Origin of the sequence: Bradyrhizobium sp. F1.13.3 (genome assembly GCF_040548265.1) — a bacterium.
GTDB lineage: Bacteria > Pseudomonadota > Alphaproteobacteria > Rhizobiales > Xanthobacteraceae > Bradyrhizobium.
Genome location: NZ_JBEPRI010000026.1, coordinates 49,494 through 72,210 on the forward strand (window position 1 = coordinate 49,494; position 22,717 = coordinate 72,210).

Annotated in this window: 18 protein-coding genes; 16 read left to right on the forward strand and 2 right to left on the reverse strand. The window is 58.3% G+C overall.

Going from position 1 to position 22,717, the window contains the following annotated elements:
* The first annotated feature begins 31 nt into the window (after positions 1–31).
* The 12 genes from ABIB66_RS39805 to betB all read left to right on the forward strand — a co-directional run bounded on the left by ABIB66_RS39805 (position 32) and on the right by betB (position 15,072).
* Complete coding sequence (locus ABIB66_RS39805) at positions 32–1,123, forward strand: ABC transporter ATP-binding protein (protein WP_354258971.1); 1,092 nt, start codon at positions 32–34, stop codon at positions 1,121–1,123.
* Positions 1,124–1,210: 87 nt separating this feature from the next.
* On the forward strand, positions 1,211–2,173 hold the full coding sequence (locus tag ABIB66_RS39810) for a D-2-hydroxyacid dehydrogenase (protein ID WP_354258975.1): 963 nt from the start codon (positions 1,211–1,213) through the stop codon (positions 2,171–2,173).
* 418 nt (positions 2,174–2,591) lie between these two features.
* A complete protein-coding gene (locus tag ABIB66_RS39815; protein ID WP_354258978.1) occupies positions 2,592–4,019 on the forward strand; it encodes an FAD-binding oxidoreductase in 1,428 nt (475 codons plus the stop codon).
* A gap of 536 nt (positions 4,020–4,555) precedes the next feature.
* A complete protein-coding gene (locus ABIB66_RS39820) occupies positions 4,556–4,795 on the forward strand; it encodes a DUF6894 family protein (protein WP_354258981.1) in 240 nt (79 codons plus the stop codon).
* 198 nt (positions 4,796–4,993) lie between these two features.
* The gene (locus ABIB66_RS39825) at positions 4,994–5,695 is read left to right on the forward strand and encodes a haloacid dehalogenase type II (protein ID WP_354258984.1); all 702 of its coding nucleotides are present in this window, start codon (positions 4,994–4,996) and stop codon (positions 5,693–5,695) included.
* A 130-nt stretch (positions 5,696–5,825) separates the two neighbouring features.
* Complete coding sequence (locus ABIB66_RS39830) at positions 5,826–6,989, forward strand: mandelate racemase/muconate lactonizing enzyme family protein (protein ID WP_354258987.1); 1,164 nt, start codon at positions 5,826–5,828, stop codon at positions 6,987–6,989.
* Positions 6,990–7,261: 272 nt separating this feature from the next.
* Positions 7,262–8,059, forward strand: a complete 798-nt coding sequence (locus ABIB66_RS39835; protein WP_354258989.1) for a class II aldolase/adducin family protein — start codon at positions 7,262–7,264, stop codon at positions 8,057–8,059.
* Between the two features lie 453 nt (positions 8,060–8,512).
* On the forward strand, positions 8,513–9,220 hold the full coding sequence (locus tag ABIB66_RS39840) for a CoA transferase subunit A (protein ID WP_354258992.1): 708 nt from the start codon (positions 8,513–8,515) through the stop codon (positions 9,218–9,220).
* A 15-nt stretch (positions 9,221–9,235) separates the two neighbouring features.
* Entirely contained in the window at positions 9,236–9,889 is a 654-nt protein-coding gene (locus ABIB66_RS39845; RefSeq protein WP_354258995.1) for a 3-oxoacid CoA-transferase subunit B, read from the forward strand.
* Positions 9,890–10,498: 609 nt separating this feature from the next.
* Positions 10,499–11,911: an FAD-binding oxidoreductase gene (locus ABIB66_RS39850; protein ID WP_354258998.1), complete on the forward strand. Its 1,413-nt coding sequence runs from the start codon at positions 10,499–10,501 to the stop codon at positions 11,909–11,911.
* A 479-nt stretch (positions 11,912–12,390) separates the two neighbouring features.
* On the forward strand, positions 12,391–13,110 hold the full coding sequence (locus tag ABIB66_RS39855) for an RraA family protein (protein ID WP_354259001.1): 720 nt from the start codon (positions 12,391–12,393) through the stop codon (positions 13,108–13,110).
* A 501-nt stretch (positions 13,111–13,611) separates the two neighbouring features.
* Positions 13,612–15,072, forward strand: a complete 1,461-nt coding sequence (gene betB / locus ABIB66_RS39860; RefSeq protein ID WP_354259004.1) for a betaine-aldehyde dehydrogenase — start codon at positions 13,612–13,614, stop codon at positions 15,070–15,072.
* A 178-nt stretch (positions 15,073–15,250) separates the two neighbouring features.
* Here betB and ABIB66_RS39865 read toward each other — a convergent pair whose 3' ends face one another.
* The gene (locus tag ABIB66_RS39865) at positions 15,251–16,318 is read right to left on the reverse strand and encodes a dihydrodipicolinate synthase family protein (protein ID WP_354259007.1); all 1,068 of its coding nucleotides are present in this window, start codon (positions 16,316–16,318) and stop codon (positions 15,251–15,253) included.
* Between the two features lie 400 nt (positions 16,319–16,718).
* On the opposite strand from ABIB66_RS39865, the gene ABIB66_RS39870 reads away from it, so the two are divergent.
* From ABIB66_RS39870 to ABIB66_RS39885, 4 genes are all read left to right on the forward strand, one after another.
* The gene (locus ABIB66_RS39870) at positions 16,719–17,420 is read left to right on the forward strand and encodes an aspartate/glutamate racemase family protein (protein WP_354259010.1); all 702 of its coding nucleotides are present in this window, start codon (positions 16,719–16,721) and stop codon (positions 17,418–17,420) included.
* Between the two features lie 80 nt (positions 17,421–17,500).
* Positions 17,501–18,610 carry a DUF2817 domain-containing protein gene (locus tag ABIB66_RS39875; RefSeq protein WP_354259014.1) on the forward strand — a complete coding sequence of 370 codons (1,110 nt, stop codon included), beginning with the start codon at positions 17,501–17,503 and terminating at the stop codon, positions 18,608–18,610.
* Positions 18,611–19,315: 705 nt separating this feature from the next.
* Positions 19,316–20,545 (forward strand): M24 family metallopeptidase, encoded by a 1,230-nt coding sequence (locus ABIB66_RS39880; protein WP_354259017.1) that lies wholly within the window; start codon positions 19,316–19,318, stop codon positions 20,543–20,545.
* 432 nt (positions 20,546–20,977) lie between these two features.
* A complete protein-coding gene (locus tag ABIB66_RS39885; protein ID WP_354259023.1) occupies positions 20,978–22,018 on the forward strand; it encodes an alpha/beta hydrolase family protein in 1,041 nt (346 codons plus the stop codon).
* A gap of 177 nt (positions 22,019–22,195) precedes the next feature.
* On the opposite strand, the gene ABIB66_RS39890 is transcribed toward ABIB66_RS39885, so the two are convergent.
* Entirely contained in the window at positions 22,196–22,678 is a 483-nt protein-coding gene (locus ABIB66_RS39890) for a MarR family winged helix-turn-helix transcriptional regulator (protein ID WP_354259026.1), read from the reverse strand.
* Positions 22,679–22,717 lie beyond the last annotated feature (39 nt).

The following is a 22,717-nucleotide window of genomic DNA, read 5'->3' on the forward strand; positions in this document are numbered from 1 at the left end:
AGCAAAGATCAATTCGTTCTAGGGAGCTGCAATGTTGATGAAAGCCAGGGCAAGCGGCACGGACGTGAAGACCGGCGGAATTGCGCTGCATAACCTGCGAAAGCGCTATGCCGGCGCAGTGGCGGTCGACGATGTCAGTCTCTCTATCTCACCCGGGGAGTTCATCTCGCTGTTGGGGCCCAGCGGATCGGGAAAGACAACAACCCTGATGATGATCGCGGGGTTTGAGATGCCGGACAGCGGTCAGGTGCTGCTGGACGACAAGGAGATCACGCGCCTGCCGGCGCACCGTCGCGAGCTCGGCGTGATTTTCCAGAACTATGCTTTGTTCCCGCACATGACCGTTGCCGAGAACGTTGCCTATCCACTTCGTATGAGGCGCGTGGGAAAGGCGGAGCTCGAATTGCGCGTCCGTCGCGTCCTCGAGCAGGTGCATCTCGATAGCTTGGCCTCGCGCTATCCACACCAGATGTCCGGTGGTCAGCAGCAGAGAGTGGCAATCGCCCGGGCCCTGGCCTTCGATCCGCCCGTTCTCCTTCTCGACGAGCCGCTGGGTGCGTTAGACAAGAAGCTGCGCCACCATCTTAGGAACGAGATCAAGACCCTGCATAAGCAGGTCGGCAAGACAATGATTTATGTCACGCACGATCAGGATGAGGCGCTCGCCATGTCCGATCGGGTCGCCGTAATGCATGAGGGCCGGATTAGGCAGGTCTCCGCACCGCAGGACATTTATCGCAGGCCAGCCGATTTGTTCGTCGCGGGCTTCGTCGGCGAGGTCAACCTTATTCCCGTCAAGTTCACATCCGGTGTTGTACAGGGTCCAGCAGGCGAGCGGTTGCCGGCGGCGCACTGTCCTGCCGTGGACGGGGATGCGACGCTTTGCGTAAGGCCAGAACATTTGCGCCTCGAGCGGGCCATCAGTCCGAATTCCGGCGGGGTCCGAGGACGCGTCACCGACATGATGTTCGTTGGAGATGCGACGATCCTGGAATTTCGCAGCGATTCAGGCCTGCAGCTGACTTCCAAGGTGCTCAACATCTCGGCCGACTGCATGCCGGGCATCGGCGATGCCTGCGTCGCCTCTTGGGCGGCCAACGATGCAACCATCCTGACACAATAACCCGGCAAAATTTCTCAAACGCTTAGTCAAGCCGTATCGGCCTACGACGACGCCACTCGCCACTTATTTAGACCGACGGAGATAAACATGGCCGCTGAAAGCAACGACTTGACAATTGTTCTCCACCACACGGCAGCTGACGCTTATGCGCGACTCATTGCCGAGCGTTTCCCGCAAGTCCGAACAATTGCAGCGCCTGATCCCGAGCGCCTCGGACGGCACATCGGGGAAGCGGACGTGCTACTTGCGAGCCGCTTCCCCGTCGAACTATTCGATCAGGCGAAGAAGCTACGGTGGTTTCAATCAACTCTTGCCGGGGTCGACTCAATTCTCGCGATCCGGGACAGGGCCGCTCACATCACTGTAACCAATGCACGGGGAATCCATGGTGATGTCATCGCAGACTATGTGATGGCTGGGGCGACAATGCTGCACTGGAATTTTCGCAGGTTTGATCGCGAGCAGGCGGAGCGAAAGTGGAACCCGCGCTACGTTGCTCCATTGGCCGACAAGACGCTCGGCGTTGTCGGCCTCGGCTCGATCGGTGCAACCATCGCCCGCCGCGCGAAGAGCACAGGAATGCGGGTCCTCGGCTCCAAGCGCGACGTATCTGCTCCCGTCGAAGGCGTTGATAAGCTGTTCGCCTCCGATGCGCTTCACGCCTTGCTCCCCCTCTGCGACTTCGTGGTCCTCGCGCTGCCCGCAACCTCCGAAACAGTGGGCCTGTTTGGCGCAGCTGAGTTGTCGCTCATGCGGCGCGACTCGTATTTGATCAACATCGCTCGCGGCAATGTCATCGCTGAAGCCGAACTCATCAACACATTGATGGCAGGCGCAATCGCGGGAGCGATGCTTGACGTGTTTGAGCGAGAGCCACTGCCGCAAGACAGCCCGTTGTGGGGAATGCCCAACGTAATTGCGACACCCCACGTGGCCGGAAGTCCAACAAACTATACAGAGCGGGTCTTCTCGATATTCGGAGAGAATATCGGAAGGTTTCTCAAGGGGCAAACACTGAACAATTTGGTCGATCTGAAACGCGGATATTGAGTTTGGCAGGGGAGCGGATGATCAGCGCGGGCTGATTGCCCGGGCTCGGCGATACTGCTGCGAGTCCAATGGGGTCTTGTGCCCGATCTAACGATATAAGTGACGTCGGAAACAGGTGCAGGGCGGTAGGCCGAGGCATGCATGCCGCCCCCTCATTGCACGCGAACATCCAATCAACGCCCACGGCACGCGACTCTGGTTCTCCAGTCGGCGATCGGCCCAGCACTTCCAGCGAGCGATCGAATGCCCGGACATGTCGCTTGCAAGACGCGCCGCCGTTTGGGACATCTTTGCGTGCACGAGGGATGGGGCCCGCAAGCCACGAGATTATTGCTCATTCCAGCGAAGAATCTGAGCGAGACTATCGTTGACGGGCGGAGCCCCGCAGGAGCTCGGCGGAAATGACCGGGACAGAAGAATGAGTATAGGACGGTCAGAAGGACAGCAGCTTCCACCGGAGCTACTTGCGAAGTTCAAGACGATTGTTGGCGACAAACATGCGCTGATTGATCACGGCGACGTTGCGCCTTATCTCTCCGAAGAGCGCGGCCTATTCCATGGTCGGTCGCCACTTGTTCTGCGACCAGCCTCCACCGCGGAAGTCTCGGCGATTTGTAGGCTTGCCACTGAACATAAAGTCGCGCTCGTGCCGCAGGGCGGTAATACAGGGCTGGTCGGCGGCCAGACACCACATCACGGCGAAGTGGTCGTCTCACTGCGGCGCCTCAATAAAGTTCGCGAGGTCGACACCGCTTCCAATACGATGACCTGCGAAGCAGGCGTGGTGCTCCAGATCGCGCAGCAGCATGCAGCGGGGGTCGATCGTCTCTTCCCGCTCTCGCTAGGCGCTGAAGGCAGTTGCACCATCGGTGGCAATCTATCGACGAATGCGGGTGGAACTACCGCGCTCGCCTATGGCGTTGCCCGCGATTTGGCGCTGGGGTTGGAGGTCGTGCTCGCCGATGGTCGGGTTCTGAACCTCTTGTCGAAGTTGAAGAAGGACAACACCGGTTACGACCTGCGTAACATTTTCATCGGCTCGGAGGGTACGCTCGGCATCATCACTGCAGCAACATTACGGTTGTTTGCCGAACCGCGCGAAATCGAGACGGCGTTCGTTGGCCTTACATCGCCGGCGCAGGCGCTCAAGCTGTTGGCGCTGTCGCGGAGCGAGGCGGCCGGCTTGCTCACGGGCTTCGAGCTGCTGTCGCAGATCGCGGTCGAATTCACAATCCGTCACGCTATCGGCGTCCGCGATCCGCTTGCCGGCAAGCACCCGTGGTATGTGCTGATGGAATTGTCCTCGCCTCGCGATGAAGCACAGACAAGCCTGGAGGCGATTCTTACGCAAGCGTTTGAGGACAAAATCGTCGATGATGCCGCAATCGCCGCCAATTTAAGCCAGCGGCTCGCATTTTGGAAGCTGCGAGACGAAATATCGGCAGCGCAGAAGCCGGAAGGCGGGTCGATCAAACACGACATCTCGGTGCCTGTCGCGGCTGTGCCAGAGTTCATCGCGCGGGCCGATATCGCGGTGGGCAAGCTCATTCCTGGCGCGCGCCCGGTGCCGTTCGGGCATCTCGGGGACGGCAACATTCATTACAATGTGAGCCAGCCGATCGGCGTTAGCCGCGCAGACTTCCTGGCGCGCTGGCGTGATGTCAACGAACTGGTGTTCGAAATCGTGCGCGACCTCAGCGGATCGATCTCCGCTGAACACGGGATCGGTGTGCTCAAGCGCCGCGAACTACCTCTTGTAAAGGACAAGATCGCCATCGAGGTGATGCGACAGATCAAGGCGACGCTTGACCCGCTCGGTATCATGAACCCGGGCAAGGTGCTGTGAGTTACCAGCAATTCGCGATGTTCTCGAGCAAGCCCGGTCTTCCCCGCAATAGAAATCGGCGCGTGTTGCGGCGATCAAGGCCGCGGGATGGGGGGTAGATACGTCGGGCTATCACACTTGTTGAACGATCGAGCAACTGGAGTAGCGCACGTCCACCAGATAGAGGGGTTATTCACACTTGAGACCGAATACATGTCGCCGATCAACGGTCCGTTCACACACGGATTGCTTCGAATAGATCTCTTCTCAGGCGGATCGGCTGATCGCGCACAATTGACGATTGGGCGCATGAGATCGACCTATTCACCCCCATCGGGCGCAGCATTTCTTCGCTTGCCGACGCGACTTTTGCGGATTTCCGCTCATCTGCCTCGCTAATACTCGCAGATAAGTAACGCTGAGAGTTGTTCGGCCTGATGCGAAGGAAACCAATCGGGATGGCTTCGCACTCAGCGATTGATTAGACGCCGTCGGGCGTTTGCGGGGCTCAGTGACCTGCATGACCGGGTCGCGTCGGATGCGATGGAGACTCCCAAATGCCTTACTACTCTTTCGACCTTGTGATTGGGGAACAGTACGAGACGCAAGGTGGTCTCATCCTCGAAGATCTCGAGCTCGCCTATGATCGCGCCGCGCAGCTGGCCGCTGAACTGTGCGTTGTGCGCCCGGAGCTGAAAACGACAGGTTGCTCCGTTCGGGTCACCACCGCTGAGAACGCTGAAGTCTACCGCATTCCACTCGATCCGATCCCATCGTCGATACGAGGTTGGCACTGAGCGCCCGCAGCCAAGAACGGTTGACTAGCCGGACGTGAAGAATGTCTTGTATCGATGCGACACTCTTCAGGGCCAAGCCCATTTCGATGATGCTCTGAGATAGTTTCGAGAGAAGGACGATCCGGTGCTCTACTTGATAGACGTTCGACTGCGGCGGTCTTTCATGCATCAACCGATGCAGTTCTCCGGTGGGCTACGATGACACCACTTCCTCAAGTTCTGGCTTTTGACGTGTTTGGCACCGTCGTCGACTGGCACACAAGCCTCGTCCGCGAAATCGATGCGATGGACCTGGGCGTAAGCGGTGACGAGTTCGCTCTGGCCTGGCGCGCCGAGTATGGGCCTGCCATGCAACGCGTCATGTCAGGGGAGCTCGGCTGGACACTGCTTGATGACCTGCACCGGATGATTCTGGACGAAATACTCGTGCGGTTTGGTATCGTGAATCTGACCGGGAGCCAAAAGAAGCATCTGAATCGTGTATGGCACCGCCTCGATCCTTGGCCCGATTCGGTCGCAGGACTAATGCGGCTGAAATCGCGCTTCACCATCTGCACGCTATCCAACGGCAATGTCGGGCTGCTCACAAACATGGCTAAGCGCGCGGGACTGCCTTGGGATTGTATACTTTCCGCTGAGGTGTTCCGAGCCTACAAGCCCGATCCCGCCACCTATCTCGGTGTAGCTCGCGTCTTCGACGTCGAGCCTGGAGAGGTGATGCTGGTGGCGGCGCATCACGAGGACCTCGCGGGCGCCCGCGCTTGTGGGCTGCAGACCGCTTACATCGAACGTCCCCTAGAGTTCGGCGCCTTGCGGCCCAAGGACGTTTCGCCGCGCTCAGAAAATGACTGGCATGCCGCGAATATTCTGGCCTTGGCGGAGCAGCTCTCTTTTCAGTGAAATGTGCGCCATCAATGAAACGATGGACGCAAACTCCAGAACATGAGCGGTTCGCCGTAGAACTTGCGGTGGCGGTGCTGGTAAGCCTGCGCAGGTCGGAATGTGCGACTTGCATTTGCGGATCACGGAAATGAAAATCATTGACGTCAGAACTCACGTTTTAGAAGCGCCGCTCAGCCAATCGCTGGGACACTCATTTGGCACGAGCGCCACCCGATCAGCCTGTTTGGTCGAGATAGAGACTGACAATGGCCTGATCGGTTGGGGTGAGTGCTTGGGTCCCGCCGGAATCAATGCCGCAACCGTGCGCGCATTTGGCACGTATCTCCTTGGCGCCGATCCATGCGCGACTGAGGCGATCTGGCAGACCATCTATAATCAGTTCAGGGACAGGGGCCAGAAAGGAATTATCATTGCGGCATTGAGCGGGGTCGACATCGCGCTTTGGGACATCCGGGGAAAAGCGCAGGGAGTCCCTATCTACCGCCTGATGGGAGGACCGCTGCGCACCCGCGTGCAAGCATATGCGAGCGGTGGCTTCCGCTTGGATCATGGAGACCCGTTCGACTATACCATCCGGGAGGTCAAGGAGTACGCGGCTCAGGGCTTTTCCGGCATCAAGATCAAGGTTGGTCGCGATGTCAGAGAAGATGCGGAGCTCGTAAAGGCCGTTCGGCAAGCGATCGGTCCTTCCCGGAAGCTGATGATCGATGCCAATCACGGCTATGACACGATCGAAGCGATCGCCCTAGGGCGCCAGATCGCGGACCAGAACATAGAATGGTTCGAGGAGCCGGTTGTGCCGGAGGACCTTGCGAGCTATCGCGAGGTCAAGATGGCGCAACCGATTCCGATCGCCGGGGGTGAGTGTGAGTATACCCGCTGGGGCTTCCTGAACGCCCTGACGAGCAGGTCCATCGACATTCTACAGCCGGACACCTGCGCGGCGGGTGGCTTGTCGGAATGCAAAAAGATCGCGGATATGGCGACAGCCTTTGGCGTTCGTTACGTGCCACATGTTTGGGGAACAGGAATCGGTCTGGCAGCGGCGCTGCAACTTTTGGCTGTTCTCCCAGACAATCCGCCGCGCATTAATCCCTGTGAACCCCTTCTTGAATTCGACAGGACCGAACACGCCTTCCGGCAAGCGATCCTAACTCACCCTTTGGAGCACGAAAGCGGATGGGTCCAGATTCCCAGCGGACCCGGTCTCGGAATCGAAATCAACTCCGATACAATCAAAGAGTTTTCAAAGACCTCGACAACCGGTAGCCCGCTTCAAAGCAGCTATTGATGAATGACTGAGCTCCCCGGGCGGGTGACGCGCAGCCGAGTTGATCCTAGCAGTTTCTTCGTCTCAAGCGCGCTCGCGCAACGAGCCATCAAGTCACCAAATCCGGATAGTTGCCGAATTTCTCCTTTAGGAGGCATTTTTTTGCAGCCTTTGCGCATTAGGCGTCTTTAAATGATCGGTGATCGGCTAAATCCTACCGCGACGCCAACGTGACAGTTGATCTAGCGACAGTCCAACTGTCGGAGCGCGCGCGCCAACACGGAATTGAGCTCATGACGCCGGCTTTGAACGTGAACAAGACACCCATATCCGAAGCCGAGTGGCAGACGCGCTGCGACCTCGCGGCGCTCTATCACGTCGTCAACTATCTGGGATGGACCGACACAATTAATACCCACATGAGCGCACGGGTGCCGGATGATCCGGGTACGTTTCTGATCAACCGATACGGCGAAATGTTCGAGGAGATCACCGCATCGAGTCTGATTAAGATTAGACTGGACGGCGACATGGTCGGCGAGCCTGGGAAGTTCGACCAAGATTATTATGTCGGCGAGCGAGGAAAGTTCAATCGGGCCGGCTTTGCCATCCATAGCAGCGTCTATAACGCCCGTCAGGACGCCAATTGCGTGATGCACACCCATACCCGCGCCGGCGCCGGGGTGTCCCTGATGGCGAAGGGGCTTCGCCCGATCAGCCAGGATGTCATGGAAGTTATCGACGACGTTGTCTACCACCACTACGGAATTCCGTCGAGCGACGATGAATGCGAAGCGCTCGGCAAGTCCTGCGCCGCTGGCAGTTGTGTCGTGCTCCTCAACCATGGCTTGCTCACGCACGGTCCGACAATTCATGGCGCGCTGCAGCGCCTCTATATGCTTGAGCGCGCGTGTGAACTTGAGCTGATCGCTCGCCAGCTGGACGAGCCGCCGGTGTTGATGGATGATGCCGTCATTGCCAGAGCCGCACACCGTATGAAGACGATCCGTAACACGCGTAACTACGGGCTGCTGGAATGGGAGGGGCTGGTCCGCACAGTCGAGCGGCGGGGCGTCGATTTTCGTCGTTAAGGCGTCAGCTCGCGCGTTGACGCGCAGTCCTACGACCAATCACTTGCGAGACGCGGTGCTAACTTTAGCTGCGCCTCTCCGATCCCAGCATTTCATTAGGCACACGCCCCTTGCTGAATCAGCAGCAGCCCGGTTAAGCGTCGGTCCTCACCAATGGGACCGCGGCCTGGCACATCGTAGTCTACAACTACGCGAATCCTCCAACGAGAGCCTCTGGAAACTTGTCTTTGCACCGTTCACAAAGCGCTCGGCCGAGGACGAACCCCATATTTTCGATGGAGATGCTGAATCTCTCGGAGCCTAGTCTTTCATGACCGGAATCCGACTCCGCGCGCGCTTCAGTTCTAGCGATGGAATGTTATCGCCCGCTTGCCGCGAAGGTGATCCCTACTGGTTGCGCGCATCTACACGTTAGATGTGATTGTTAACTCGCCATAGATGAGGTGGAGGACGATGAACAAGGTCTATCCCGATGCGAGATCGGCGCTCGAGGGCGTTCTCAAGGACGGCATGATGATCATGTCGGGCGGCTTCGGCCTCTGCGGCATCGCCGAGACGCTGTCGGACGCGATCCGCGATTCCGGCGTGAAGGGCCTGACCGTGGTCTCCAACAATGCCGGCGTCGACGGCATCGGCCTTAGCCGTCTGCTGGAAAGCCGCCAGATCAAGAAGATGATCTCGTCCTATGTCGGCGAGAACATGCTGTTCGCCCAGCAATTCCTCGCCGGTGAGCTGGAGCTCGAATTCAATCCGCAGGGCACGCTGGCCGAGCGCATCCGCGCCGGCGGCGCCGGGATCCCCGCCTTCTACACCAAGACGGGTGTCGGCACATTGATCGCCGAAGGCAAGGAAGTGAAGGAATTCAACGGCGAGAAATATCTGATGGAGCGCGGCCTGTTCGCCGACCTCGCCATCGTGCACGCCTGGAAGGGCGATACCGCCGGCAACCTCATCTACCGCAAGACCGCGCGCAACTTCAACCCGATGATGGCGACCGCCGCCAAGGTCACCGTGGCCGAGGTCGAGCATCTGGTTCCGGCCGGTGAACTCAATCCTGACCACATCCATACGCCCGGCATTTTCGTGAAGCGCATCGTCGAGGTCGGAACGGCCCAGAAGCGCATCGAATTCCGCAACACCCGCCCGCGCACGGCAGCTTGAGATCAGGAGAACCACATGGCCTGGATCCGTGAACAGACGGCCGCGCGCGCCGCAAAGGAATTGCGCGACGGCTATTACGTCAATCTCGGCATCGGCATCCCGACGCTGGTCTCGAACTACATCCCGGACGGCGTCGACGTCAGCCTCCAGAGCGAGAACGGCATGCTCGGCATGGGGCCGTTCCCCTATGAGGGCGAAGAAGATGCGGATCTGATCAACGCCGGCAAGCAGACCGTGAGCGAGCTGCCGTCGACCTCGTATTTCTCCAGCGCGGATTCGTTCGGCATGATTCGCGGCGGCCACATGGACCTGTCGATCCTCGGCGCCATGCAGGTCGCCCAGAACGGCGATCTCGCCAATTGGATGATCCCCGGCAAGATGGTCAAGGGCATGGGCGGCGCCATGGATCTCGTCGCCGGCGTCAAGCGCGTCGTCGTGGTGATGGAGCATTCGGCCAAGGACGGCCCAAAACTCCTGAAGCAATGCAACCTGCCTCTGACCGGCGAGCGCGTCGTCGACATGATCGTCACCGATCTCGCGGTGTTCACCATCGACAAGCACGGCGACGGCGGCATGGCCCTGATCGAGCTCGCCGACGGCGTCTCGCTCGACGAGGTCAAGGCCAAGACCGAGGCCGAATTCCGCGTTGCGCTGGAAGGCTTCTCGTGATCGAGAGAGAGTCGTGCCGGCCTCAATTGATCAACATGCGCGAGGAGCGCTCGAACGCTTTTCTCGCCGTGGGACTGTTTCCCGCATCTCAGGAGGCGCCTTCCTCGGCATGCGTGCCGCCCACTTTGTTCCCGTCGCTCTGGTGCGGCCACAAAACGGTCTGGCAGTAGCTGATGAGACGATCCGTCGCGCAGTTGAGCTGAACGATATTAAGCCGCACGATAGCGGGATCTACGCGGCGGAGAGCCGAATCAATTGTGATCAACGGAGCATGCGACGATCGGTTTGCGACCGGACGGGTGATCGGGCATTGCCAAGGGGCGTTCCGATCAACACTGTCTGAAACAGACTTGCGCTTACCACAGCATATTTCTGATTTGGGCGCGATGCAAAGCTCCAGACCGCATCTCGTACGATCGTAAACTACGCCAGTGACTCGGTGCGTGAAAACTGCGTAGCTTCGTATTCGAGCGCAGAATTGCGTAACGATGAGCTGCCAAATTAGACAACTTTGGCTCCACCCTTCGGTAAACTTTCGCGCGACAGATAAGCTCCTTCTGGACATCGGATGCCAGGGGGCACTCCACCCAACTTCCACCGAGACCATGTATGGACACGACAGCGCGCTGCGACGAATCGGAGTGGGCCCTCCATGCGCTGCGGCGCAAACTCGGTTCACAAGCCGTGTTGATCGGGCCTGAGGTTCCCGCTCGCAATTGCAACGATTGGAGCGCGAGCCTGCCCCAGACGCCGCTCGCCGTGGTTCGCCCGCTGGATGCTGCCGGCGTGGCAGAAGCGATCGCCGCCTGCCGTAAGGCGCGGCTGCCATTTGTTCCTCAAGGCGGGTTGACCGGTCATTGCCGCGGCGCGGCGCCTGAAGCCGGCTGGGTTGCCATTTCACTGGAGCGGATGGTTGGAATCGAGGAGATTGATCGTGCCTCAGCGACCATGACGGTCAAAGCCGGTACGCCGCTCGAGACGGTCCAGAAGGCTGCCGATGATGCCGGCTTGCTCTTCCCTTTGGATCTTGGCTCGCGTGGCTCCTGTGCAATCGGTGGCAATCTCTCTACCAATGCCGGCGGCAATCGCGTCATTCGCTATGGCATGACCCGAGAGCTAGTGCTCGGTCTTGAAGTCGTGCTGCCCGACGGCACCATCATCACCAGCCTCAACAAGCTTCGAAAGAACAATGCCGGGTACGATCTGAAACATCTCTTCATCGGCTCAGAAGGCACGCTCGGAATCATCACGCGCGTGGTACTAAAGCTGCTTCCCAAGCCGCGCTCGACGATGGCGGCGCTCTGCGCGATGCAAGACTATACCGCCGTGATCGCCCTTCTCGAGGCCGCGCGCAACGGACTAGGTCCGCTGCTCTCAGCCTTCGAGGTGATGTGGCCGGACTATTGGAATGTCATAACGTCGCGCGGTGGCGTGCGTCCTCCCGTCGGTCCGGGGCACGGCCTCTACGTTCTGGTGGAGGCACAAGGCACGGATGAGAGCATCGACGCGTCGCACTTTCAGAACTGGCTAGAAGATCTGATGCAACGCGGGCTGTTGTCGGACGCAGCAGTTGCGCAGTCGTTGGCACAGACCCATGCATTCTGGGCGGTGCGCGACATCTGCGCCGAATTCAGCCGAGTGCTGGGCCCGCGCGTTGGTTATGATATCGGCCTCGCGGTCAACCGCATAGACGAATTCGTCACGCGGTCCAAGTCTGCCCTTGCAGACGGCATCCCGGGTTGCGAAAGCATCTACTATGGTCATATCGGCGATGGTAATTTGCATTTGGTCGCCTGGATCAATGGTCGGCCAATCGAGCGCCAGCCGAAAAGCGAAATGGACGCGATCATCTATGATCTGGTGCGCGAGATGGGCGGCAGCGTCTCCGCGGAACACGGCATTGGTACGCTGAAGAAGCAATGGCTCGGTCATTCTAGGACCGATGCCGAGATTTCGCTGATGCGCACGTTGAAGGCCGCACTCGACCCCGACCACCTGCTCAATCCCGGCAAGGTGTTTTGATGCAGACTCGCTGCCAGTGCAAACGTCCGTTGAGGGACAACCTTCATGTCGAAGCTGCTGCTTTGACGTCAACACTCTTGAACTCACACGCATCCGTTCCTGCCTCTCGGCGCAGATGCTTGGCAAGCTTGCAACCAATCTCTTCTGCGAAAAGGCTGGGCAGGAGGCATGGGGCGTACTTTTGAACCTGGAAGTCAGCGGCATCAGCGAGATTCTGCCGTCATGAGCCAGGCGCAACAGCATCTTGGTCACCGCCAACATTGAGGTAGACACCTAAAAGCTAGCGATCCCGAAAGCCATTCGCCAGTTGGATTAGCTCTGGCCGAATATCCCGTAGAAGATTGGGAACACTCCCCAACGCCACGGACACAATTCAGATCAGCCGCCGCTGCACCCTCAGGTGCAGTTACCCTCTTCCTCCGCAAGGGGCGCATCAAAGGAGGGAAGCAACCGTACTTCCAACACAGAAGGACAAGCCAATGAATAAGCCTCTGACCGCTCCACTGCCTGCATCACTGCTCCAAACGCTCGCGCATTACGACACCCCGACCATTTGCAACGCGATGGAGATCGTGGCGCCGGAGCGGCGGTTGATCGGCTACACGAGGAAGCAGATGCTCTGTCCCTTTCCGGATCTGCCGCCAATCGTGGGCTACGCACGAACCGCGACGATCCGCTCGGTCATGCAGTCCCGCTTACCGCCAGCTTATCGATCCAAGGCCCTCATCGAATACTACGAGTATGTTGGCACGGGCTTCGGGCCTCGCATCATGGTTATCCAGGATATCGACGGATCTGACATCGGTTATGGCGCGTTCTGGGGGGAGGTGAACAGCAATGTTCACAAAGCGCTTGGTTGCCTTGGAGTCGTCACGGACGGCTCCATCCGGGACGTGCCGCAGTGGGCGCCCGGTTTTCAAGCGCTGGCCGGCTCTATCGGTCCCTCGCATGGCTGGGTACATGCCGAGTGCTTTGGCGGGCAAGTGCGTGTGGCCGGCATGACCGTTCGTTCGGACGATCTGATCCACGCCGATCGCCATGGCGCAATCGTGATCCCAACCGAGATCGCCGACAAGTTGCCGGCGGCTGCCGAGCTTTGCGGACGACGGGAGCAGCCAATCCTGGAGATTGCCCGGTCGGCCGACTTTTCGCTCGAGAAGCTGACAGCAGCGCTGAAGCGCTCGGCGGAAATTCATTAGCTCAATACGATCATGGCGTGAAGCTCAACCCAGCCCCGTCTGACCGCTTTCGACGGCCAGGGGGCGATCATGGTGATCTGAATTGCATGTTCCCAAGATGGCGGACATACGGATTGGTCGACGTGCACAGACTTTGCTGTGACGGAGACACGCACGTCGTGGCGTACCGATGTGAACTTTGCCCGCAAACGACGACGTAGACGAGACATGCAGTGCGTCCGAACGGATGCGAGGACGAGATGGAACCTCGGAAGAACACCGAAGAGGTACTTCGATTCCCCGGCTGCCGAGATTATTGGCCGAGCGAATGTCGAACTCTTGGCGAGTGACGCTCGACCCGCTGGCTGCATGAGGAGCTGTTATTCGTCAGCCAGGTGTTCGAGCCGGTTGCAGGGCATTTAGGAGAACGGACGCCCGCGACCGGATATTAACTCCTCCGGCAGATCTACATTGCGGGGCGCCACCATTGCGGAACGCGCCAATCACAGGAAACAGGACGTCATGAAGGCACAACCGCTGGCATCGCACTACATCAATGGGATCTATGTGGACGATGATCGAGGCAGGTCCATCGAAGTGATCTACCCCGCGACTGGCGAGGTCATCGCAAACCTCTATTCAGCTACGCCGGATATTGTGGAGCGGGCCGTCCGGGCGGCCGGCGAGGCCCAATATGAATGGGCCAAGTTGAAGCCAGTGGAGCGCGGCCGCATCTTGCGCCGTGCGGCCGACATCCTGCGAGAACGCCACGCGCAACTCGGCCGTCTGGAAACGCTCGATACAGGCAGAGTGATCCAGGAAACTCTTGGCGATTCTGCTGTCGCTGCAAACGCAATGGAATTTTTTGGCGGCGCGATCGCGTCGTTTTATGGCGATTATGTCGACCTCGGCGCTTCGTTCGGCTACTCGCGTCGCGAGCCGCTCGGGGTATGCGTCGGCATCGGCGCGTGGAACTTCCCGATTCAAATTGCTGCGATGAAGGCGGCCCCGGCGCTCGCCATGGGCAATGCTATGGTGTTCAAGCCGTCAGAGAACACACCGCTGTCGGCGCTGGCGCTAGCGGAGATCTTGACCGAGGCGGGTCTGCCGGATGGTCTTTTCAATGTGGTGCAAGGCTACGGAGATGTCGGCGAAACTCTTGCAACGCATGAAACCGTGGCCAAGGTATCTGTCACTGGCTCGGTGCCAACCGGCCGCAAAGTCTCGGCGGCGGCCGCGGCTAAATTGAAGCATATCACCATGGAACTCGGCGGCAAGTCGCCGGTGATCGTATTCGATGACGCCGACCTGGAAAACGCGGTGCGTGGTGCGTTGACAGCGAACTTCTATGCCAATGGTCAGGTGTGCTCGAATGGCACGCGCATTTTCCTACACGAGGCAATACGGGAGCCGTTCTTGGAACAGCTCACCGCGCGCGCAAAAAAAATTCGCATCGGCGATCCCCTTGATCCAGATACGCAGATGGGCCCAGTAATCAACAAAGCGCAGCACCAGCGAGTGCTGGACTACATCGCGATCGGCAGGACGGAAGGTGCGACCCTCCTCTGCGGCGGTGGCATCCCTCGGCCGAAAGGGCTCGATTGCGGCCTTTTCGTCGAGCCGACGGTGTTCGCCGATGCCACAGACGATATGAGGATAGCGCGCGAGGAAATATTTGGGCCTGTGATGACCGTACTTTCTTTCGAGTATGAAGAGGATGTCGTCCGCCGCGCCAATGACACACAATTCGGACTGGCCGCCGGCGTATTCACCCGCGACCTGTCGCGCGCACACCGAGTGATCACGAAATTGCAGGCCGGGACGTGCTGGATCAACACCTACAATCGAACCCCAATCGAACTGCCCTTCGGGGGGTATAAACACTCGGGCATCGGCCGGGAGAACGCACTTGCTGCGCTCTCGCACTACTCGCAATTGAAGAGTGTCTATGTTGAGACAGGCGATGTCGCGAGTCCGTACTAATGTACGGGCTCCCGAGTCGCGAGGCCGGGCCCACAAAGTCGATCAAGGTCGTCAACCGCCGCGACTGTGAAACGCCCAGCAAGCATTCGTCTTCAACCCGCATGGACAATCGTGCCCCCAGTCCTGTGCCAACTGGATAGAGACCAAAAGGTACGCGATCTGCGCACTGAACGCCTGTCTATTCTTCCGTCACTCCAATTCGGTCGAAAGCGGCCTTCAGCGCGGATTTCTGCGCGGCGGTGAGCTGGACGTAAGGTGCACGGACATAGGTCTCAGCCATCCCCATCTGAAGGCCGAGGATGTACTTTTGAGCCGCAGAGTAACTCGCGCCACCCGCGGCATCATCGATTGCCTTCTGTGCCTTGATCAGCTTAACAACCGCCGTTCTCCAATCGCGCTTTTGGCGATACGCGGCGAAGATCTCAGCGCATTTCTTGCTGAAAGCGTTACCTTCGCCCAGAATTGCGCCCATGCCGTTCTCGAGTCCCGTTTCAATATTGTTGATTGAGCCCGCGCACATATTGAGCTCGGGGAATACCTGGACAAACTCGGCGTACCCGATGGAGTCGCCACTTGAGTCCTTGATACCAACGAGATGCGAATAATGCCGCAGGTTCTTGAGTAGCTGGCGGGTGACAGGCGCTTGGCTTGTCTGTGGGTAATGATACAGGCTAGTCGGAAGCTGAACCGCATCAAAAAGCATAGAAAAGTAAGCCGTAAGACCTTCGACTGGCGGCCGGCTAAAATAATAGGGAGGAATCACAAGCAAGCCATCGGCGCCGTTCGCCTCGGCGTGTCGGGCCAGCTCGATCGTCTCCGCGATGTTGGGCGTTCCTGGTCCGATAATGACGTTCAGCCCATTCTTGTTGTTCAGGACAGTCTCGGCTACCTTCTTGCGCTCGTGCACCGAAAAAGAGGAAAACTCACCGGTGGTGCCCATCACCACAACGCCGTCGGCCCCGGCCTGCTTGTGCCATCCCAGGATGGCGCGCATTGCCCCAGGGTCGAACCGACCAGTGCTGTCGCAAGGAGTGACAACCGCAACCCAGTACAGGGCCTTGCTTCCTACGCGAGGCAACGCGATGGATTTGTTCGCACCGGTCGTATCGAATTTCATCTGTTGCAACCTCTGCAATGTCTGGAACAATTGAGCAACTGTATTCATAATGCCGATTCTTTTTCTGCAAGGAAGCAGCCGATCATGCAGAAATGCGGCAAATGGGCTCGCCGCATAGAACAAGCGCAATGACAGCTCCCGCGCGCTTGGGATGTCAGAGGAACAATGCCGTGAGCAGGTGAATTCCGACCTGTTGCAAGAGGCCGCTGACGCTCCTGGCCGCGCCAACCTCGACATCCCTGTTCACATTGTAAATCGTTGAGACTAGCCGGAGAACTGGGCCTGACGGCCACGTATTGCTTTGCGAGTAGGCGCGCAGCGCTCTGTCCTCCCCACCACCGGGGTAGGCGCAAACGCCTCCTAGGAAGGGTACGGCATCGCTACTGAAGCGGGCTGGGCTAGAAGCATTACGAAAACTCCGGGAGCGCTCGATCCAGCCTTCAAAACTCCTCCATTCGACGCATAAATTCGGACAAGTTGGCACTCAGTTTGAAGAGATTCGGCGCCCAATGAAGGCTATCCTTGGACTATGACATCGCAACGCGCTCTCGGAATCCTGCAGCTCGAACGCGGAGTGATTTCCGGCGCGCAGCCGCCGAAATCGCCACTCGGCTCAATGTTAAACCCGGATACGTTCAGTTTCCCGACCATTGGCGAAACTGTCGCCGGCGCCTGGGTGGAGAATGTCGTGCGCGGAGATCCGGCGCTTGAGCGGGCATTCATCGCAGCCGCCCGCCGATTGGTCCATCGAGGCGCGGTCGCAATCAGCTCCACCTGCGGATTTTCCATCCGGCATCAGCCAGCCATAGCCAGCTCGGTGAATGTGCCCGTGCTGACTTCGAGCCTGCTCCTTCTACCCACGTTGCTCCGCCAGTTGCCTCGTGGCGCCAAGATTGCTGTCCTGACCTACGATTCGACCCATTGCGGTCAAGAACTGCTCGGGATCGACGATCCGGACGAGCGTGCGAGAATCGTCATCGGTGGGATCGAAGGCGGCAAGTACTGGCATGACGAGTTGAAGCGCCCGCCGCCGCCAACGGATGTTACCGCCGTGGAAACGGAAGTCGCTGCCTGCGTCGCGCGCCTTCGCGCAGCGCATCCCGAAATCGCGCTCATCTTGTTCGAGTGCGCTGCGTTCCCAATTGTTGCGCCGGCGATCCGTCGCGTCGCGCAGTTGCCCGTGTACGATATCACGAACCTCTGTCGAATGACGATGGCGTCCATCGCCTAGCGTCTTTCGTTATCGGAGCAGTGCGGCGATAATTCGCGAGCGCCATGCTTTGCCGTTTGATAGCTTGATTGGAACGCCGCATGAATGATCCCGTCGTCGAGGCAGCGAACGAGCGCTTTTCATCGAATTATTTCGAAGCTCGTGAAAAATTTCGCGACTATGTCGCCAAGAGCACGACTGGGCAGGCAGCGGTCTACAAGTCGCCCGCCCGAGGGCCTGGTGAGGAAGAACTCTCGACTGATGTTGCCTGGTTCGGTGACCGACGCGCTACGAAGATCGGCATTCTGGTATCAGCTACACATGGCGCAGAAGGATATTGTGGATCCGCGGCACAGCTTGATTGGCTGGCCAGGCGTGGTTACGAGAGCCTCAAATCTGATGAAGCAATGTTGCTGATCCATGCCCTGAATCCTTATGGATTTGCATGGGATCGCCGCGTCACGCAAGAAGGCTGTGACCTAAATCGAAACTTTGTTGATTTCACACGGTCGTTACCTCGTAACGACGCTTACGATTTGCTTGCCGATTATCTTGTGCCGAGAGAAATCGACGGACCGGTTCTTGCAGTGGCCGAAGAGGCAATCGACAAATTCCGCAAAGAGCATGGCGAGCTTGCTTACCGGAAAGCTCGCAGCAGCGGACAGTACCGACATCCAACCGGAATGTTCTTCGGCGGCTTTGGCCCAACAACCGCACGGCAAACGCTCGAACGCATCGTGTCCGACTACGATATCGAAGCTCGGAAATTTGTTCTCATCATTGACTACCATACGGGCCTCGGACCGTATGGCTACGGTGAGCTCCAATGCGAACAGGCATCCGGCATGTCAGGCTACCGCCGTGCTCGCGATATATTTGGCCTTTCGGTCACCTCGCCCGACCTCGGTACCTCCTCGGCTGTCGTGCTCAACGGTACGCAGGACGATTACTGGCAGCGGCTTCTCGGTGACCGCCACGTATATGTTTGCTTGGAATTCGGGACGTATCCTCCGGAAGCAGGCAGGCCGGTGATGCGGGCCGACCATTGGCTTTACGCCTACCGGCAGACGGAGATCGAAACAGCTTTCGGCGCTCAGATTCGAGAACGGGTGAAGCAGCATTTTTATCCTGACAGGCCGGATTGGAAAGAGATGGTGCTATACCGTTGCCGCCAGGTTCACCGACAAATGATCGAAGGTCTGCGTAAGTAGCGCACGGTCACTTCTCATCATATGCCGCACACCAAGGTGGTGATTGGTCCATGCTCGAAGAATCAGGACTCCCGCAGCTATAAAACTCCCCGAAAGCGGACGCGCAAGCAACTACCGTTGTGGCCTTGCATACTGCGCTGCTGTTGGAGACCAGCACCGGCCACTGGATAGCTGCCGTCGTTGTGGTGACGACCTTGCAGTTCAGCGGAGCCGGTGCTGGCGCTCCGCAGCATAGACGTCACACTATCAGTGCCAAGCATATGCCGATGCGAGAAGCACAGGCAGGACGGTTCGTGGTGGATAGCTCGTACAGGCCGCGCCGTGCGCGCGGAACCAAAGCACGTGCTAGCAAGGGATCGTTTAATATGCCGGAGCGACGACGCGTTTTCTGTCGTGCAACAATGAACGCTCGCTATCAGGCCTACTTTGCCGGGAAGCCGCAGAGGTCGAGTTTCCAGTCGATCGAATCGCGGCGGTTGGGAACGTGGGAGTTTACTCCTCATCGTCGCTGCCTACTGGGCCTCAAATCGCCATTGCACCAAGGGCTGGCCGTCAGAACAGGCGAGGTGCCGAAATCTGCGAAATGGGCGCGGGAACGCGCAATTTGTGCATTGATGAGGCACACTATTGCGCAATCGATCTATACATAGTGCCATATTAAGACGAAGGAAAATGCTGCGATGGAACCGACGGGTAGTTGAAGCAATGACCCCCGACCAACTAGTAAATGCCGACGTCTGGAGTGATCTCCGCAAGTACAAAGAGATGCCCGAAATCGATATGGCGCGTCTCTACGCCTATCGTATTGAGCGTCTGCGCGGTGCCCTGCGCAATGCGGGGGCATCGATGTGCATTCTGGTCAGCCCGCTAAGCCTGCGATACGCGGTCGACTATCGATCATTTGGCCTGTTTCAGTCGCATATTCCCAACAGCTATCTCTTCGTGCCTGTCGAGGGCCCGATCATTATTCACGGGACCTATGATTACCTCAAACCACCTGGCGCTGACGAGATTCGGGCGGCCCGACCCATTTCATTTTTCAATGGTGGTTACGAACTAACCGATGCCGCCCGCCTACTGGCGGACGATGTCGTAGGCTATCTTTCAGAAATCGGCACCGGCAATCAGCGCGTGGCAGTGGAATACGTCAACCCCACCATCACTCAAGCCTTGCTCCAGCGCGGGATTGAAGTGATTGATGGGGTAATTGTATCTGAAGAGGCGCGTCTGATCAAATCCCCGGACGAGATTGCCTGCATGCGCTGGGCCATCGGTGTTGCCGAGCTGGGCATCGCAAAGATGAAAGAGGCGATGCGTCCCGGGGTAACCGAACTGCAGCTATGGGGCTTGCTCAACTATACAAATTTGGCCAACAACGGCGACTGGCATGACTGCCGTATGCTCGCATCCGGACCGCGTATTAATCCATGGTTCCAGGAGGCGTCACAGCGACAGATCGAGTCGGGCGACTTGGTCGGCTTCGATACCGATATGATCGGCCCATTCGGCTATTTCGCAGACATTTCGCGCACATTTCACTGCGGTCCGGCAAAACCGACAAAGAGGCAGAAGGAGCTTTATCGCTTGGCCATGCAGGAAGTTGAGCACAATCTGCGACTGGTCAAGCCGGGAATCTCGTTCCGTGATTTCCAACAACAAGCATTGATGTTGCCCGAGGAATACCACGCCAATGCCTACACTTGCCTCGTCCATGGCGTTGGCATGGCCGATGAGTATCCGCGGATTAATCCGGTGTGCGGTAAGCCGTCCCCCTATGACGGAATCCTCGAAGAGGGGATGGTCATTTGCGTGGAGAGCTATGTTGGCGCAGCCGGCGAGCGCGACGGCGTCAAGCTCGAGCAGCAGGTCCTTATTGTCCAGGATGGCTATGAAATGCTGTCGACCTATCCTTTCGAGGAATCTCTGCTGGATTGAGGTCCGAGCTTGACTTCCATCCAGAAGCAAATCCGCTCGCGCGGCGCATCTGTCAAAGTCGCCTGAGCCGAGTTTGGCCGCTGCCCGGTGGTGGCTTCCAAGCGGCTTGCAAACAGGGTTACCGAGAGTGCGCCCTGGTTTTGCGCGTGGCTGCACCTGCGCTGATGTCCAGATTTGGCATCGAGCAGTTTGCTCTGGGATCAGAGGTCAAGGGTCCCAGCGGTCAAAAAGCTGCGCATTGTCACTGTCAGGCGCAGAATTTCGGAATAGCTCCCCCCCAAATCAAAGAACTTCTCCTTCGCGGATCACTGATAATTTGCAGAAAGATGGAGACGGTCGAAAGAGACCCATTGAGCAATCTCCACGCGACCACTCGGACAGAGAGGCAAATCTCGAGCGCGGTGCGGAGCTGCACCTGGGGGGCGGAATCGGATGGCATGCGCTGCTTGGCCTTATGTGAGAGGCGATCTTGCATCCACACGTCGTAGCGCTGCGGCGTTTCTCGACAATCTGCAGGACATTTACGGAAATTCAGGCCCTCAGGCTTGGGCCACATCCTGGACAAGCATCGGGGATACTCATTCTCGTGTCGCTGACCTGCGCCTTGACGAAGGGGCGTTCGACGATGCGACAGAGGCCTGGCTTAGTGCGCTGACTGCCTTTGAAGTTGCCAGGCGACTTGATGAAGACGACCGTCAACGTGACGCCGTTTCCGGCAAAGTCGAGGCGGGCCTTCAGAGGCTTGGATCTCTCGGACTAACTCTGGAGCGCGTAAAAATTCCAGGCGGAGACCAGGAATTTGAAGCCTATTATTTCGGCGGCCGCGCACAAGAATTACGCGTCCCAGCGGTCGTGTGCATCAGTGGCGAAGACGAGATAGGAACAACCTTGCTGGGACGGATCTTGCCCGTCGTCACTCATCGGGGCATGTCGATTCTGGTGGTCTCGCACCATGACGTATCGAATCGCTGGCGCGGCCAATCAGAAATGTTGTTGTCTCGCTGTTTTGATTACTTGTCGGCTCGATCGGACGTCGATCCCACTCGGATTGCTATATATGGCGAAGCATCGTCAGCTGGTCTCGCTACGAATTTCGCTGTATCGGACCGCCGAGTTGCTGCGGCGGTTTGCGATGGCGGCCTTTGGAATTGGGCGCGGACCTTGGCCTCTATACGCTGGATGAGTAACACTGCAACTGATGTGGCGGACGAGGATCTGGCCTCGGTACGTCGTTCGCGATTGATGCGACAGTTGAGATGCCCAGTCCTCGTGGTTGTGGGTGGACGTGGCACCGTCAGCGCGGCGGAGGCGATCAAACTACATGCGGATTGCAGTGCCGCTCGCATTGATCTCGAGTTAGTCATGCCGCGGACGGCTCGGCCTATCCAAGACGAAGTCGAGAACTTCGTCACTTCCGACGATTGCGTCTTTGGCTGGCTAGAGCGAAAACTCATGCATGGTTCGGCTCCGTAACCATTTTGCCGCCCAGAGGGCCGAATGGTCCAGTCCAGGTCACTGGGCGAGCAAACGTGCTGCCCGCATCTCTGATTGCTAGCCCCGTCTCGTGGCGCCGGCGTGCTTCCATCCTTGCGGCTGAATAAATTGCATAGGGGAAGGAGGTTGCGGGTAGGCTCGGCAGCGACGATGCACTTACAGGACGCCTATACTGAGTTTTTGAGAGGCCAATTGACTGTTTTTGGCGATCACGCCCAGTCGCTTGTTGAGGTATTCAAGCGACGCCTCGTCTAGTCCGGCGAACATTGTCAAGTTCAGTGCTTCTCGTTTGTTCGACAGGCCCGAGATTGCCGTCAACGCCTTCTGAGTCAGCGAGATCTGCAAGAATCTTGCATCATTAGGGGATATCACCCGGGACAGCAGCCCGAGCTCCTCGAGTTTCTTCGTTTGATTTGTCACGAAGGCAGGGTGGACTCGCAGCTTGTTTGCAACCGCGATCCCGGGGACGCCTCGGTCCTGGTCGAGCTCGGCGATAGCCATCAGGATCAACCATTGGGGTTCGCTAATTCCCATCATTTCAGCCCAGCCCTTGTGTATTTCCTCCAGCTGGGAGTGGATTTCGACGATGTTCCAGATGAATTCGCTAACTGCTCTATCCAGCTGATGTTTTTCGCCCATATTGGCTTTCCACCACGTCTTTGGTGCCTCCGGGGTGGG